13 protein-coding genes are annotated in these 16,356 nt (G+C 39.8%); 1 reads left to right on the top strand and 12 read right to left on the bottom strand.

Going from position 1 to position 16,356, the window contains the following annotated elements; translation table 11 throughout:
- Positions 1 to 36: 36 nt before the first annotated feature.
- From sdhB to AC4BHP_RS00390, 3 genes are read right to left on the bottom strand one after another with little or no spacing between them, the layout of a single operon-like run.
- On the bottom strand, positions 37 to 798 hold the full coding sequence (gene sdhB, locus AC4BHP_RS00400; RefSeq protein WP_066108725.1) for a succinate dehydrogenase iron-sulfur subunit: 762 nt from the start codon (positions 796 to 798) through the stop codon (positions 37 to 39).
- Positions 799 to 800: 2 nt separating this feature from the next.
- Positions 801 to 2,561, bottom strand: coding sequence for a succinate dehydrogenase flavoprotein subunit (gene sdhA / locus AC4BHP_RS00395; protein WP_066108728.1), 1,761 nt, complete (start codon positions 2,559 to 2,561; stop codon positions 801 to 803).
- 57 nt (positions 2,562 to 2,618) lie between these two features.
- Positions 2,619 to 3,236, bottom strand: a complete 618-nt coding sequence (locus tag AC4BHP_RS00390; RefSeq protein WP_066108731.1) for a succinate dehydrogenase cytochrome b558 subunit — start codon at positions 3,234 to 3,236, stop codon at positions 2,619 to 2,621.
- Between the two features lie 406 nt (positions 3,237 to 3,642).
- Between AC4BHP_RS00390 and AC4BHP_RS00385 the strand changes: the two genes are divergently transcribed.
- Entirely contained in the window at positions 3,643 to 4,104 is a 462-nt protein-coding gene (locus AC4BHP_RS00385) for a YslB family protein (RefSeq protein WP_066108735.1), read from the top strand.
- Between the two features lie 114 nt (positions 4,105 to 4,218).
- Here AC4BHP_RS00385 and uvrC read toward each other — a convergent pair whose 3' ends face one another.
- From uvrC to polX, 9 genes are all read right to left on the bottom strand, one after another.
- Complete coding sequence (gene uvrC, locus AC4BHP_RS00380; protein ID WP_066108740.1) at positions 4,219 to 6,006, bottom strand: excinuclease ABC subunit UvrC; 1,788 nt, start codon at positions 6,004 to 6,006, stop codon at positions 4,219 to 4,221.
- 129 nt (positions 6,007 to 6,135) lie between these two features.
- Positions 6,136 to 6,450 carry a thioredoxin gene (gene trxA / locus AC4BHP_RS00375; protein ID WP_066108745.1) on the bottom strand — a complete coding sequence of 105 codons (315 nt, stop codon included), beginning with the start codon at positions 6,448 to 6,450 and terminating at the stop codon, positions 6,136 to 6,138.
- A gap of 182 nt (positions 6,451 to 6,632) precedes the next feature.
- On the bottom strand, positions 6,633 to 7,610 hold the full coding sequence (locus AC4BHP_RS00370; RefSeq protein WP_066108748.1) for an electron transfer flavoprotein subunit alpha/FixB family protein: 978 nt from the start codon (positions 7,608 to 7,610) through the stop codon (positions 6,633 to 6,635).
- Between the two features lie 67 nt (positions 7,611 to 7,677).
- Positions 7,678 to 8,451, bottom strand: a complete 774-nt coding sequence (locus tag AC4BHP_RS00365; RefSeq protein WP_490551063.1) for an electron transfer flavoprotein subunit beta/FixA family protein — start codon at positions 8,449 to 8,451, stop codon at positions 7,678 to 7,680.
- Positions 8,452 to 8,577: 126 nt separating this feature from the next.
- Positions 8,578 to 9,351, bottom strand: a complete 774-nt coding sequence (locus AC4BHP_RS00360; protein ID WP_139892815.1) for an enoyl-CoA hydratase — start codon at positions 9,349 to 9,351, stop codon at positions 8,578 to 8,580.
- A gap of 36 nt (positions 9,352 to 9,387) precedes the next feature.
- Complete coding sequence (gene fadR, locus AC4BHP_RS00355) at positions 9,388 to 9,969, bottom strand: fatty acid metabolism transcriptional regulator FadR (protein WP_066108759.1); 582 nt, start codon at positions 9,967 to 9,969, stop codon at positions 9,388 to 9,390.
- Positions 9,970 to 10,099: 130 nt separating this feature from the next.
- Positions 10,100 to 11,803, bottom strand: coding sequence for a long-chain-fatty-acid--CoA ligase (locus tag AC4BHP_RS00350; RefSeq protein WP_490551062.1), 1,704 nt, complete (start codon positions 11,801 to 11,803; stop codon positions 10,100 to 10,102).
- A gap of 361 nt (positions 11,804 to 12,164) precedes the next feature.
- Positions 12,165 to 14,522 carry an endonuclease MutS2 gene (locus tag AC4BHP_RS00345; protein WP_140462243.1) on the bottom strand — a complete coding sequence of 786 codons (2,358 nt, stop codon included), beginning with the start codon at positions 14,520 to 14,522 and terminating at the stop codon, positions 12,165 to 12,167.
- A gap of 27 nt (positions 14,523 to 14,549) precedes the next feature.
- Positions 14,550 to 16,265: a DNA polymerase/3'-5' exonuclease PolX gene (gene polX, locus AC4BHP_RS00340; RefSeq protein ID WP_140462242.1), complete on the bottom strand. Its 1,716-nt coding sequence runs from the start codon at positions 16,263 to 16,265 to the stop codon at positions 14,550 to 14,552.
- Between the last annotated feature and the right edge of the window lie 91 nt (positions 16,266 to 16,356).

Raw genomic sequence — 16,356 nt, 5'->3', positions numbered from 1 at the left:
ATTTACATCCATCTAAGGCTATCAAAATGAAAAGACTTAGATTTTGTCACTTCCAAAGAAATTTTTGAAAGCTTGGACATTCGTGTCCCGATTTAATGCAGCAATCGAGGTTGTCAAAGGAATACCTTTCGGACAAACTTGAACACAGTTTTGGGAGTTACCGCAATCCTGAATTCCTCCGTCACCCATTAACGCATTCAGACGTTCTGCTTTTTGCATTTCACCTGTTGGATGAGCGTTAAATAGACGAACCTGTGACACAGGAGCAGGTCCGATAAAATTGGACTTATCATTTACATTCGGGCAGGCCTCCAGGCAAACACCGCAAGTCATACATTTAGATAATTCATATGCCCACTGGCGTTTTTTCTCAGCCATACGAGGTCCCGGACCTAAATCGTACGTACCATCGATAGGAATCCAGGCTTTAACTTTTTTAAGTGAATCGAACATTCTGCTACGGTCTACCTGAAGGTCACGGATAACCGGGAAAGTACGCATTGGTTCCAGCACAATTGGCTGTTCATATTGATCCACTAATGCCGTACAGGATTGACGTGGCTTTCCATTAATGACCATGGAACAGGCACCACAAACTTCTTCCAGACAGTTCATATCCCACGTAACCGGGCTTGTTTTCTTGCCTTCCTTTGTAACCGGGTTACGACGTATTTCCATTAGTGCAGAGATGACATTCATATTTGGTCGATAGGACAACTCAAATTCTTCAAAATAAGGCTCAGAGTTCGGGTTATCCTGGCGTTGGATCTTAAACAGTACTTTACTTTCTGTAGCCATAATTAATTTGCCCCCTTGCTCTTAGAGTAGTCACGTTTACGCGGCTTAATAAGTGAGACATCAATCTCTTCATAATAAATATTTGGTGCAGATTTTCCATCAACAAAGTCAGCCATTGTCGTTTTCATGAACTCTTCATCATTTCGTTCTGGGAAATCCGGTTTGTAGTGAGCACCACGGCTTTCGTCACGCTGCAGGGCACCCAATGTGATAACGCGTGCCAGTTGAAGCATATTGTATAGCTGACGTGTGAATGATGCTCCCTGGTTGCTCCATTTTGCCGTATCGTTAATATTAATGTTTTCCCATCTTTCAAGCAGCTCCTGAATCTTTTCATCTGTTTTTTGAAGCTTATCATTATAACGAACTACTGTTACATTATCGGTCATCCATTCACCCAATTCTTTATGGATGGAATAAGCATTTTCTGTTCCATTCATGGACATAATACGATTCCATTTTTCCATTTCAGCCTTCTCATGCTGTTCGTATAAAGAATCCGGTAGGGAATCAGCGTTTCTAGCAAGTCCATTTACATAGCGTACCGCATTTGGTCCTGCAACACTTCCTCCATAAATGGCGGATAGCAGGGAGTTCGCTCCTAAACGGTTAGCTCCATGCTGTGAAAAATCACATTCACCGGCAGCAAATAATCCAGGTATTTTAGTCATTTGGTCGTTATCAATCCATAGTCCACCCATGGAATAGTGAACAGCCGGGAAGATTTTCATAGGCAATTTGCGCGGATCTTCACCAGTGAATTTTTCATAGATTTCAATAATACCGCCCAATTTAATATCAAGCTCTTTAGGATCTTTATGAGAAAGATCCAAGTAGACCATGTTCTCACCGTTGATTCCCAGCTTTTGATTCACGCACACATCAAAAATTTCACGTGTTGCGATATCACGAGGAACTAGATTTCCATAAGCAGGGTATTTCTCTTCAAGGAAGTACCAAGGCTTTCCATCTTTATAAGTCCAAATACGTCCGCCTTCTCCACGCGCAGACTCACTCATTAATCGAAGTTTATCATCCCCAGGGATTGCCGTTGGATGTATTTGAATAAATTCACCATTTGCATAGGTAGCACCCTGCTGATATACAATCGCAGCTGCTGAACCAGTGTTAATGATGGAATTCGTAGATTTACCAAAAATAATTCCAGGTCCTCCGGTTGCCATAATAACTGCATCCGCACGGAAAGATTTAATTTCCATAGAGGTTAAATTTTGTGCTACAATTCCGCGGCATATCTGTTCATCATCCAGCACCGCTCCAAGGAATTCCCAACCCTCATATTTCTGAACAAGACCCGCCACTTCATAACGACGAACCTGTTCATCCAATGCATAGAGCAATTGCTGGCCAGTAGTTGCGCCTGCAAATGCTGTTCTATGATACTGTGTACCGCCGAAACGTCTGAAGTCGAGCAATCCCTCAGGCGTACGGTTAAACATAACGCCCATACGGTCAAACATATGAATGATCGAAGGAGCCGCATCACACATTGCTTTTACCTGCGGCTGGTTAGCCAGAAAGTCACCGCCATACACGGTATCATCAAAGTGCTCCCAAGGAGAATCACCTTCACCCTTTGTATTTACCGCTCCATTAATTCCCCCTTGGGCGCAAACAGAATGGGATCTTTTAACGGGTACGACTGAAAAAAGTTCTACTTTATGTCCTACTTCAGCGATTTTGATGGTAGCCATTAAACCAGCAAGACCCCCGCCGACTACGATTATATTACCTTTACTCATAAACCGACCCTCTCCTTATTAAACTAGCAGACTCACCTGCTAAGCTATTGCAATTGTTTAAGCCATGTTGATAAACGCCAGCAGCGTGCGAATGGATATAAAAGCTAAAAATACAAAAACTCCAAGAGTTATATATGTAAATATTCTTTGGGATTTTGGTGTTACGATAAGTCCCCATCTTAAAGCAAATGACCATAACCCGTTTGCAAAGTGAAATATTGCTGAAAGTACACCTACCATATAGAAAGCAATCATAAATGGATTAGAAAAAATTTCAACCATCATATCCGCATTTGCTGTATCACCCAATGCGACCTGCACCCTCGTTTGCCATACATGCCAAACGATAAAAACTACAGTCACGATACCTGTAATTCTTTGTAAAGCAAACATCCAGTTACGGAAATAGCTGTAACTTCCCACTGAATATTTCGCCGTAAATGCAATATGAAGACCTAATACAGCATGGAAAAGGATTGGCAAATAGATGACAACAATCTCCATTAAAAGCCTAAAAGGTAAATCATGCATAAATTCAGCTGCTTTGTTGAATGCTTCAGGCCCTCTTGTCGCAAAATAATTGACCATTAAATGCTCAATCAAAAAAAGCCCGATTGGTAATACCCCTAACAACGAATGTAACCTACGTAAATTAAACTCGCGACGACTCTCCATAGTTACCCTCCCTCTGAAAATGAAAAAATAAAAGTATAGCCTTGGATAAGGACTATGCCTTAAATAATTGCAAGCAGGTCTTCAACATAGCTGCAATCATCTAACCCACCACCCATCTAAGATGCCAAAAACATTTTTCTGCAAAATTAATAGATGAATAGTATAAAAACAAAAATAATTCCACATATTCTTACAATTATGTGACGGTTTTATTGTACTCCTTTCAACCAAAATGCGTCAAGAAAACGGATACAGAGATTTCCTATTTCTACCGATAATTTGTAAATAACTGATATTTTTCTATTTCTATATATTACCTGGAAAATACTTAATAGAAAATACAACTTTACCCTTGCATCCACTCCCATATATATAGCTATAATAATGTAAGGAAAGAGGGGAAACTATGACAAAAGAAGATAAGTTAGAGTCAGTAGAAATGGCACCTGTCACTGAAAATGAGCCGTTAATACCTGCATTTGGGTATGAAATAATAAGAGAATTCCTTTTGGAAGATTTATTAGGAAAGGAAGGCCCTCAAATCCTTTATTGGGCTGGAAAGCAACTCGGAAGAAGATTTCCATTATCTAGTACAGAAGAAACCATCACGTTTTTTCATGACGCCGGTTGGGGCGACCTTACGCTGGTAAAGGAAACAAAAGATGAATTAAAGTGGGAGCTTACAGGTGAATTAATTAACCGCAGATTTTCAATCAACGAAAATACCCATTTCCAATTAGAAGCAGGTTTTCTTGCCTACCAAACAGAACATCAGAGAAAAGTAGTTTCTGAAAGCTATGAGGAACAAAAAAAACGGGCAAATAAAGTATACTTCACGGTGAAAACCGACAATAAAGATACCATTTAATGTAAATTGATTAAAAAGGGTAATTCCATATATGAATTGCCCTTTTTCTCTATGATATCTGTTTACCTTCAATAAAAAACCTGCACCATAAAATTAAAGGTGCAGGTTTACTGGTTAGTCATTTTTTTGTTCTTCATTTAGTTTATCCAATAAAGCCTTGGTGCTTGCTTCAGGGATTCCCAATTTTATAAATTCCTCTGATGTGGCTTCTTTCATCTTTTTAATCGAGCCAAAATGCTTAAGCAGTACTTTCTTTCTTTTCTCTCCTATACCAGGAACTCCATCCAGGACAGATTGGAAGCTTGATTTTCCTCTAATTTGTCGATGGAAGGTAATTGCAAATCGGTGAACCTCATCCTGTATACGCTGCAAGAGGTAAAACTCTTGGCTGGTTCTGCCCAATGGAATTATTTCTAAAGGGTTTCCGTATAGCAATACGGAGGTCTTATGTTTATCATCCTTAGCCAATCCCGCTACAGGAATCTCCATTCCGTATTCATCCTCGATTACTTCGCGAACTGCCTCAATATGTCCTTTGCCTCCATCAACTATGATTAAATCCGGCCAAGGGAGATTCTCTCGAAGTACGCGGGCATATCTCCTTCTGACGACTTCTCTCATGGAATCGTAGTCATTCGGGCCGATTACGGTTTTAATTTTATATTTCCGGTATTCCTTCCGTTCAGGTTTCCCATCAATAAATACAACCATAGCAGAGACAGGATCAACACCCTGAATATTCGAGTTATCGAAAGCCTCGATTCGATGCGGTGTATGAATCCCCATGATTTCTCCTAAGTTTTCAATTGCTTTTATCGTCCGTTCTTCGTCTCTTTCGATTAAAGAAAACTTCTCCTGCAAGGCGATTTTTGCATTTTTAACAGCAAGTTTCACCAGGTCTTTCTTTGGTCCACGTTTAGGCTGTGCCACTTTCACGTCAAGAAGTCCTTCAGCTAATTCTATATCTATATCATCAGTGAGGAGTACTTCATGTGGTTTAAAATGATTTGGCTTAGAATAAAATTGCCCCAAGAAGGTCAATAGCTCATCAGCAGGATCATCATATAAAGGGAATAACGAGACATCTCTCTCAATCAGCTTTCCTTGCCGAACAAAAAAGACTTGGACACACATCCAACCTTTATCAACTGCATATCCAAATATATCCCGGTCCGTTAAATCGCTGAATACAATTTTTTGTTTTTCCATTGTTGCTTCAATATGAGCGATTTGGTCCCTTAATTCCTTGGCCCGTTCAAAGTCCAATTCTTCTGATGCTTTATACATGTTATCCTGTAAATCTTTCTTGATATCCTTAAAACCGCCATTTAAAAACTTTGTTATTTCATCTGTAATTTGTTTATATTCATCTTCCCTGACCGTCTTTTCACATGGTGCAAGGCATTGTCCAATATGATAATACAAACATGCTTTAGCCGGTAAGGTTGTGCACTTCCTGAGCGGATACAGCCGGTCTAACAGCTTTTTAGTTTCATTGGCTGCATATACATTTGGATAGGGCCCAAAGTACTTACCTTTATCTTTTTTTACGTTTCTTGTAATGATTAATCGAGGATGCCTTTCCGAAGTGATCTTGATAAACGGAAAGCTTTTATCATCCTTCAGCATGATATTGTATTTTGGATCATATTTTTTTATTAGATTCATTTCTAATATGAGTGCCTCCATATTAGAAGAGGTTACGATATACTCAAAATCCTCAATCTCCGATACAAGGCGCTGGGTTTTCCCATCATGAGAACCAGTAAAATAAGAACGTACCCTATTTTTTAAAACTTTGGCTTTTCCCACATATATAACAACATTTTGTCGGTCCTTCATTAGATAACATCCCGGCTGATCGGGTAACAAGCTAAGCTTATCTTTTATATGTTGATTCAAAAGGGTCCCCCCTCTACTTAAAGTTTAAGTTTCTATATATTATAAACGGATTTTACAATTAAAGGAGGTTTTAATACTTTCCAAAAGAAAAAAGACTCCGGTCGTCCGAAGTCTTTTTTACGTTAAACCTTAAGAATGCTTGGAAATCAAATTAACAAGTGCTTCTTTTGGTTGGAATCCGATCACTTTATCTACTACTTCTCCATCTTTAAAAAGAACAAGTGTAGGAATGCTCATGACACCGAATTTAACAGCTGTTTCTTGATTCTCATCTACATCAAGTTTAACGATTTTAACTTTACCATCTAACTCTGCATCGATTTCTTCCAATACAGGTGCGATCATTTTACAAGGTCCACACCAAGGTGCCCAAAAATCAGCTAAAACCAAGCCTTCGCCTGTTTCAGTTACGAATGTTTGATCCGTTACATTAGAAATTGCCATGAATTTTACCTCCTAAAGCATACATTAAGTAAACTATAAGTGGAGTATACCACTGTTCTATATAGGATGGCTACTGTCCTGCTTAATTATCCTGAATTTCAAAGAAATGGGTTTGTACTAATTTTACCTTTATGTTGAAAAACAGGATGGCTTTTGCCACCCTGTTTACCCAAAATATGAACTTAAGATTTCACAAGAAGATTTTTGAACTCTTCTGTTAATAAAGGAACTACATCAAATAAATCGCCAACAATACCGTAATCAGCTACTTTAAAAATATTAGCCTCTGGGTCTTTGTTGATTGCTACAATTACTTTGGAGTTAGACATACCGGCTAAATGCTGGATTGCTCCGGAAATTCCACAAGCAATATACAGATCCGGTGTCACAACCTTACCTGTTTGGCCAATTTGCAGAGAATAATCACAGTATTCGGCGTCACATGCTCCGCGAGATGCTCCAACAGCACCACCAAGAACATTGGCCAATTCTTTTAGTGGTTCAAAGCCTTCTTCGCTTTTCACTCCCCGTCCACCGGCAACAATTACTTTAGCTTCTGACAGGTCAACTCCCTCAGTTGCTTTACGTAATACTTCCTTAATAACGGTACGTAAATCCTTGATATCTACAGATATAGTTGAAACATCCCCCGTACGGGAAGAATCATGCTCAAGCGGATCAATATTATTTGGTCGAATAGTAGCAAATACTAGTCCATCTGTTACAATTCTCTTTTCAAATGCTTTACCGGAGTAGATTGGACGTGTGAAGACGATATTTCCGCCTGCCTCTTCTACACCAATCGCATCTGAAATTAGTCCGGAACTTAATTTACCAGCAACACGCGGCGCCAGGTCTTTTCCCAATGAAGTATGGCCGAAAATAAGTCCGTCAGGAGATTCTTGATCAATCACAGCTAACAAGGCCTGAGTATAACCGTCTGATGAATACTGTTTTAGCTGTTCATTCTCAACAGCGATAACACGGTCGGCTCCATAATGAATTAATTCCATCCCAATCTCTGTAACAGACTCTCCAAGTATAACGCCTACAACTTCTCCGCCCTCAGCAACTGTCTTAGCTGCAGCGATTGCTTCAAAGGATACATTACGAAGAGAAGACTCTCTTGTTTCACCTAAAACTAAAATCTTTCTAGACATAATTTTACCTCCCGTTATTTTTCCCTTTGTGTTCGTTGCTATCTATCACTATCACCGTTTATTTAAATTAAATTACCTTTGCTTCAGTACGAAGCAGATTAACCAGTTCCTTTACTTGGTCAGGAATTTCCCCTTGTAAAACTTTACCGGCATCTTTCTTAGGAGGCAGATAAATTTCAATACTCTTTGTTTTAGCTTCTATATCATCTTCTTCAAGATCAAGGTCATCCAGTTCCAATTCCTCAAGCGGTTTTTTCTTCGCTTTCATAATCCCTGGTAAGGATGGATAACGCGGCTCGTTCAAACCTTGTTGAGCTGTAATTAATAAAGGCAGAGAAGTTTCAATAATCTCAGAATCCCCTTCAACATCTCTGGTAACGGTTACATTTTCGCCGTTAATTTCAAGTTTAGTAACAGTAGTTACATAAGGGATATCGAGTAAACCGGCTACACGCGGTCCTACCTGACCGGAACCTCCATCAATTGCCACATTCCCTCCAATAATCAAATCAACCTCTTGTTCTTTTAAATACTCAGCTAATATTTTAGAAGTTGTATATTGGTCTCCATCTTCCACATCATCTTCAATATTTATAAGAACTGCCTTATCAGCTCCCATTGCAAGTGCAGTTCTTAGCTCTTTCTCTGCATCTTCTCCGCCGACTGTCACAACAGTCACTTCGCCGCCCTGTGCATCACGCACCTGGATAGCTTCCTCCACTGCATACTCATCGTACGGGTTAATGATAAACTCAGCGCCATCTTCTTGAATACGGCCGTTTGATAATGAAATTTTCTCCTCTGTATCAAATGTCCTTTTTAGCAAAACATAGATATTCATGTATTGCCCTCCTATAGTTCGTATTAATTTTGAAGATTGAGAAAACTAAATATATATAACTCCTACTCTCTGAAGCTCCCACTCAAAGAGAAGAGGTTACTCACAAAATGATTCGCTATTGACCGCCTATTTTCCTTTAAAAATCGGCAAACGTTTTTCTAAAAATGCATGAATCCCCTCTTTAGCATCTTCAGTGACAAAGATTTTGCCAAATTGGATAGCTTCCTCATCTACTCCTTTGTAATATTGTTCATGCTTAGAGTAGTTAATAAGGTGGATGGCTTTCTCTAGTGCAATTGGACTTTTTCCTGCAATTTTACCGGCAATCTCTTTTACGGCATCCATTAACTCTTCATCCTTGAAGGATTTATTTGCAAGTCCTGCTTCAACAGCCTCCAAACCAGAAATAGGTTCAGATGTGAACATCATCTCTGCAGCTTTGGATGCTCCCACAAAACGAGTGAGCCTTTGAGTACCAGCAAAACCGGGAATAAGACCCAGCTGCAGCTCTGGCAATCCAAGCTTAGCCCTTTCAGTTACGTATCGCAGATGGCAAGACATAGCGAGCTCAAGTCCGCCTCCCAATGCAGCGCCGTGAATGGCCGCTATGACCGGTTTTTTGAACCGTTCAATCCTTTCAAATAAATCCTGTCCTCTTTTAGAAAGAGCAGAAAAATCTCCTTCGGATGTAACTGTCGTGAATTCTTTAATATCTGCACCAGCTGAGAAAAATTTCCCCTCTCCATATAGGACAACAACCCGCACATCCTCGTTTTCTTCAATCGAATCAAACATGGCGGATAAATCTTCAAGAAGATCAGAAGCCAGTGCGTTAGCTGGTGGCCTATCTATAGAGACATAGGCCACCTGATTCTCCTCATATACACGTAATGTCTTCATTTGTATTACCCCTTTTTTGTATCATGGTTATCTCATTCAAGCACCCAATCCTTTGATTATTAAATGGTGAACTGGTTCAGCTTGCTTATTAAGATCATATTTTTGCTCGTTCATCACCCAAGTCGTAACGATTTCATCCAGCGTACCAAATACCATATGACGAGCCAGACGAACATCAAGTTTATCTTGGAATTCCCCTTGTTCAATTCCTGTAACTAAAATGGAATCAACAAGCTTTAAATATCCTTTAAGAACATCATTAATTTTATAACGTATCTCTTTATTGGATTGCCGTAATTCCAACTGTGTAACGATAGCCAAATGCTTATCCTCAGAAAGAATCTCAAAATGCTTGCGCACCAGCACCAGCATTTTTTCAGTTGCACTGGATACCCGTTCCATCTCTTCTTCAATACTGGATATGAAACTTCCCAGTTTATCCTGGAACATGGAAATCAAAATATCTTCTTTATTTTTGAAATACAAGTAAATCGTACCATCCGCTACACCCGCCTGCTTTGCTATCTTGGAGACTTGTGCTTGATGGTAGCCGTTTTCTGCAATAACAATCACGGCTGCATCAATAATCTGTTTGTATTTTGGGCGGTCTTTTTTCATTATCATTCTTCCTCCTCTAAAAATGAATGAATAGTCATTCATAATTTCATATTAGAGGGGAAAAATAATAAAGTCAAGCTAAATCCCTTTTCAATCAAATGGTTTTGCGAAGAGCTTTCTTCAGAATCGATTAAGCCTCTCTTTTATCAATTGTTTGTTGTTTTTGTTTCTCTTCATCAACCAATACACGTCGTAGAATTTTACCAATCGCGGTTTTCGGAAGCTCATCGCGGAATTCATATAGACGAGGTACTTTAAAGGCAGCCAAATGCTTACGGCAAAATTCATTTAATTCCTGCTCGGTCACTTTTGCTTGATCTTTCAATACTACATACGCTTTAACGGTTTCTCCGCGATATGGATCAGGCACACCCGCCACCACGGCTTCCTGAACAGCCTCATGCTCATATAATACCTCTTCAATTTCCCTCGGATAAATATTGAACCCGCCTGCAATAATGATATCTTTTTTACGATCCACGATGTAGAAGTATCCTTCTTCATCCATATAGCCCATATCTCCCGTTAATAACCATTCACCAGAGAAAGCGTTTTCTGTTTCCTCTGGACGATTCCAATATCCTCTCATAACTTGGGGGCCCTTTATTGCCAGTTCACCGACCTCACCTGGAGGTAACGGCTCTAAGGTTTCAGAGGATAGAATTGCTGCTTCCGTACTTGGCCATGGTAAACCAATACTTCCCTTCACACGCTTGTCACTCCATAAAAGATTAGCATGAGTTACGGGTGATGTTTCTGTCAAACCGTAGCCCTCAACCAATTTACCTCCAGTGAGTTTTTCAAATTTCTCCTGAACTTCCACTGGGAGTGCTGCTGAACCACTTATACAGGCATCAATGGATGATAAATCATACTTCGAAATATCCGGATGATTTAATAAGCCAATATACATGGTAGGAGCTCCTGGAAATAGAGTTGGCTTCTGTTTCTGTATAGTCTTCAAGGTCGTAACGGCATCAAACTTTGGCAATATAATCATCTCATGGCCCTTCATGATAGAAAGGATAAGAACGGTAGTCATCCCATAGACATGGAAAAAAGGCAATATTGCGAGGACTTTTTCTTCTGCTTCTTTATATTTATAGAGCCAGGCATCACACATTTTGGTATTGGCTACCAGGTTATTATGTGTCAGCATAACTCCCTTAGGAAAACCAGTTGTTCCACCGGTATATTGCAGTAAGGCAAGATCTTCTTCCGGGTTGCCTTCATACTCGACCTCGGTTTTCGGTGATGTTTTTAGGATTTCAGACATGAGATGATGATTGCCTTTATGCTCAACATTGACGACAATGCCATATTGCTTTTTCTGGATAAATGGATAAATTAAGTTCTTTGGAAAAGGTAAAAAATCTTTGATGGGAGCAACGATGATATGCTGTAAATCTGTTTTTTTCATGACACTCATGACACGGGGGAACAAAATATCTAAAGTCAGGATAACTTTGGCACCTGAATCCTGCATTTGGTATTCGATTTCTCTTTCCATATACAGAGGGTTCGTTTGAACCACTATAGCACCTGCTATCAATGATCCATAATAACCAATGACTCCCTGCGGCGAATTTGGTAGCATGATAGCTACTCGGTCACCTTTTTCAACGCCTAGCTTTTTCAAATAATGGGCAAATTGCAATGCATACTCATACAGTTTCTTGTACGTAATTGATGTTCCCATAAAATGAAGGGCGTTTTTAGTTGGGTATTTGTAAGCAGACTGTTTTAAATAATCCTGTATTAAATTATGTCCATACTCGATGCTTTTCGGGATTTCTTCTGGATAATGCTTAAACCATGGTTTTTCTTCTAACAATGTAAAAACCTCCCTTAAAAAGCTATTTCTCCTAGTTAATTATAGTATAATGAATTTTATGTGACAATATTTTACTAATATTCTGTTAACTTTATTTGAATTATCTAGTTCTTAACTCCTAAAGAATGATTTTGGAAGTCCTGAATATCCAATAATCACTTTTTTGCTTTCAATGTGTACTTAACTTGCCGGCAGGATATAAAAAAGAGCCTAAACAGCGGGACCCCCCACCATTTAAACTCTTTCACTCACGCACTCACGCGTAGAAGGCCATATATATGATCCCGACAATGATAAATAAAGCAGATACCACCAACAAAATCTTCCCCAGTGTTTCCATGGTCTCCTCCTGTGTTCTCCCTTATTTCAATTCAACAATCGTCACGCCAATTCCACCTTCAGAAGCTTCCCCAAACCTCATTGATTTGACTGAACGATGATTTTTCAAATACTCTCTGACTCCTTGTCTCAGTGCCCCTGTTCCTTTCCCATGAATGATGGAAACACGCGGATAACCGGCAAGCAAGGCATCATCAATATATTTCTCCACTCTAGACAATGCATTTTCGTAACGCTCACCACGGAGATCAAGCTCTAGATTAACATGAAAATTTTTACCTTTAATCTTGGTGATCGTTTTCGTCTCGACTGGCTTTGGACTTTTCTTAAATTCGAGATCTTTCTCATCCACTTTCATTTTCATGATTCCCATTTGAACATTCCACTCATGATCGGATATCTTTTCTATTAATTGACCAATTTGTCCCCAAGTGAGAACCTTAACTTCATCGCCAGGCTTAAGCGTCCTTTTGGCTGACGATACAGCGGCTTTTCTTATTTTTTTGGATTCCTCAGGTTTTGCTTCATTAAGCCTTCTCTTCGCCTCTATCAATTCATGCTCTTTGACTTCAGCACTCTTTTCGATTCGCATCTGTCTCAGCTCACGGATAATTTCCTCCGCTTCTTTTTGAGCCTTTTCTACGAGTTGCCTTGCTTCCTGCTTGGCTTTTTCGATTAGCGTATCTTTTTTATCCTCGTACTCCATTAATTGTTTTTGTAAATCTTGATGAAGGATTTCAGCATCCCTCAAATATTCTTCCGCTTCCTGCCAGTCTTTTTCAGCTTCCTTTCGTGAAGTTTCCAAAGATGCAATCATGTTTTCAACCTTATTGGAATCGGCTCCAATCATTCCACGAGCGTTGCGAATAATCCGTTCAGTTAAACCCAGCTTCGTAGAGATTTCGAACGCATTACTTCGACCAGGCACACCGATAAGCAGTCGATAGGTTGGACTGAGCGTTTCTACATCAAATTCCACACTTGCATTCATGACGCCTTCTTTATTATATCCATAGGCTTTCAGCTCAGGATAATGGGTTGTAGCAATAACCTTAGCTCCACGTGAATGTGCTTCATCCAGAATTGAAATCGCTAGTGCCGCTCCTTCCTGAGGATCTGTTCCAGCTCCAAGCTCATCAAATAATACGAGTGATTCAAAGTCCAAGGTTTCTAGGATTTCCACTATATTCACCATATGAGATGAAAATGTACTCAAGCTTTGCTCAATCGATTGTTCGTCACCGATATCTGCATATACAGATTTAAAAACTGCTAATTCTGATCCATCCATTGCCGGTACCTGCAAACCTGCCATAGCCATTAATGTACAAAGACCGACCGTTTTTAATGTGACGGTTTTACCGCCTGTATTCGGTCCTGTAATGACCATCGTCCCATAGGTCTCTCCAAGAATGATGTCGTTGGCAACAACCTCTTCTTTTGGAATGAGCGGATGTCTTGCCTTCTTAAGCTTAATGATTCCCTGATTATTCATAATCGGCATGGATGCATGAATAGCTTTTGCATATTTTGCTTTTGCAAAGGCAAAATCGAGCTTAGCCAAAATAGAGACATTCAGTAGAATATCATCTGCATACTCGCCTACAGCATTGGAAAGTGCTGTTAGTATACGTTCTACTTCCCTACTTTCTTTTACGCGAATATCCTGTAATGTATTATTCAATTGAACAATAGACTGCGGCTCAATAAACAAGGTTTGCCCTGATGCAGATTGATCATGGATAATACCGCCATAATGATTTCTATATTCCTGCTTTACAGGTATGACAAAACGATCATTCCGAATCGTCACAATCGTATCTGATAACATTTTGGCGGCATTGCTTGAACGAATCATACTTTCAAGCTTTTCTCTAACTCTTGCTTCATTCGTGCGCAATTGCTGACGCAACGTCCGGAGCGTATCACTGGCAGAGTCCAGAACCTCACCATGGTCCCCAATTGCCATATTGATGTCTTTTTCCAGATCACTCAGATTCACTAATTGGTCTTTATATTCATAGAGAATAGGAAGTTCGATTTCATTTTCCTGCATATCCTCCAAAAATCTGCGTAGAGTCCGTCCTGCTCTCAGTGTACTTGATGTTTCCATCAATTCAACAGGACTGAGAACACCACCAATCCGAGCTCGTTTTATATGGGAGCGAATATCAAATATCCCTCCAAGAGGCACATTGCCCTTTAAGCGATATACGGTTGCAGCCTCGTCTGTTTCATATTGAGTACGTTTAACCTCTTCCAAATCGGTATTGGGCATTAACTGTTCACTTAGGCTTTTTCCCAGACTGGAAGAAGCATGTTTTTGCAATTGTGCAATGATTTTTGTAAACTCGAGTGTTTTTAATACTTTGTCTTGCATGGAGAAAAATCCTCCTTACTTTTTCTGTTAGTCTCTATTGAGGAAAGCCAAAAAATCGTCCTCATTTTGGGCGTTTAATACAGTCTCTTTCTTGATCCAGCCACGCTTGGCGTTTGACACACCTACGTCCATATTCTCCAGCATATCAATGCTGTGAGCATCTGTATTAATAACGATTTTAACTCCTGCATCCTGAGCTTTTTTAACATTTTCCGCTGCTAAATCGAGACGATTTGGATTGGCATTCAACTCTAATACCGTATCAGTTTCTTTTGCAAGCTGAATCAATAAATCCATATCCACTGCGTAACCGTCTCTTCGCCCAATAACCCGCCCAGTTGGATGTGCGATAATATCGACATGTTTATTGGTCAATGCTGTTTTCAAACGCTCCATAATCACTTCCTGCGGTTGTGAGAAAGAGGAGTGAATAGAAGCAATAACAAGATCTAATTGTTCTAGAATTTCATCATCAAAATCAAGTGTACCATCCGGAAGGATGTCCATTTCGATACCGGACAGGATCATGATGTCATCATATTCCTTATTTAACTTCCTGATTTCTTCTTTCTGTTTTAAAACTCTTTCAGGTGTCAGTCCGTTTGCCACTTTTAAATATTGAGAATGATCGGTTATGGCCATATAGCGATACCCCTTGGCACGGCAAGCTTCTACCATCTCTTTTAACGTATGGGAGCCGTCACTCCAGGTTGTATGCATATGAAGATCACCTTTAATATCCTCCAAGGAAATTAAACCGTAATCAGCTTGATATTTATCGATTTCAGTACCATCCTGCCTAATTTCCGGTGGAATATACGGCAGACCAAAATGGCTATATAGGTCTTCTTCGCTCTCAAATGTTTTGACTTCACCAGTTTCTAAATTTTCAACGCCATATTCACTAACCTTTTCACCGCGATCCTTAGCCAATTGGCGTAAACGGACATTATGGTCCTTAGATCCAGTAAAATAGTGTAAAGCCGTTGCAAACTCAGCTGGCTTTACCATCCTGAAATCTACTGCTATTTCATAATCATAGGCTAAAGCAAGAGATACTTTTGTATCACCGGCTGCAACGATATGATCAATATTGGTTAACCCTAAGATTTGTTCTTTGACACTCAAGGGATTGTCAGTAGCTATGATGAAATCAAGGTCTTTTATCGTTTCACGTCCGCGCCTTACACTGCCAGCTCTTGAAAAGCGAATAACATCTTCCATTGCCTGCAGTTTTGCCTCAATGTCTTCCACAATCGGCAGCATAACAGCAAGAGGCAGACGATCCGGTTTTGTTCCCATTGCTTTGATGGCATCAAGTATGTTTTCTTCAGACTTTTTGCCAAAGCCGGCAAGTTTACTGACTTTCCCTTCTTCACACGCTTTCTGCAGCTCTTCCGCATTCGTAATAGCTAACTCTTTATATAGCTTGGCAATCTTTTTCCCACCGAGTCCTTGTAAGCGAAGAAGAGGAATTAACCCCTTCGGCACTTCCTCCTGCAATTCTTTAAGGACCTCTGATGATTCCATTTCGATATATTCATTTATGACAGCTGCCGTTCCTTTGCCGATCCCGCTCAGCTTGGTGAAATCATCAATCTCCGACAGGCTGCGTTCATCTACTTCAAGTGCCTGTGCAGCTTTGCGAAAGGCAGAAACCTTAAATTGATTTTCTCCCTTTAATTCCATATATATTGCTATTGTTTCCAATAGTTTAATGACATCTTTTTTGTTTACGCTCATTCCGGCCACCTACCCGTCCTATTTCATTTATTAGATACCTTTATCCTTCATTATATACAAGCTCAATCGGATACTAAAAAAGAATGACTTC

The organism is Pradoshia sp. Z4_20 (assembly GCF_058216035.1).
This window is presented reverse-complemented; position numbering and strand designations above follow the sequence as displayed.

Coding starts and splice junctions, on each gene's coding strand:
- AC4BHP_RS00365 (WP_490551063.1), bottom strand. CDS start 8,451: ATGAATATCTATGTTTTGCTAAAAAGGACATTTGATACAGAGGAGAAA.
- sdhB (WP_066108725.1), bottom strand. CDS start 798: ATGGCTACAGAAAGTAAAGTACTGTTTAAGATCCAACGCCAGGATAAC.
- AC4BHP_RS00390 (WP_066108731.1), bottom strand. CDS start 3,236: ATGGAGAGTCGTCGCGAGTTTAATTTACGTAGGTTACATTCGTTGTTA.
- AC4BHP_RS00345 (WP_140462243.1), bottom strand. CDS start 14,522: ATGCAAGACAAAGTATTAAAAACACTCGAGTTTACAAAAATCATTGCA.
- polX (WP_140462242.1), bottom strand. CDS start 16,265: ATGAGCGTAAACAAAAAAGATGTCATTAAACTATTGGAAACAATAGCA.
- AC4BHP_RS00360 (WP_139892815.1), bottom strand. CDS start 9,351: ATGAAGACATTACGTGTATATGAGGAGAATCAGGTGGCCTATGTCTCT.
- trxA (WP_066108745.1), bottom strand. CDS start 6,450: ATGGCAATTTCTAATGTAACGGATCAAACATTCGTAACTGAAACAGGC.
- AC4BHP_RS00385 (WP_066108735.1), top strand. CDS start 3,643: ATGACAAAAGAAGATAAGTTAGAGTCAGTAGAAATGGCACCTGTCACT.
- AC4BHP_RS00370 (WP_066108748.1), bottom strand. CDS start 7,610: ATGTCTAGAAAGATTTTAGTTTTAGGTGAAACAAGAGAGTCTTCTCTT.
- fadR (WP_066108759.1), bottom strand. CDS start 9,969: ATGAAAAAAGACCGCCCAAAATACAAACAGATTATTGATGCAGCCGTG.
- sdhA (WP_066108728.1), bottom strand. CDS start 2,561: ATGAGTAAAGGTAATATAATCGTAGTCGGCGGGGGTCTTGCTGGTTTA.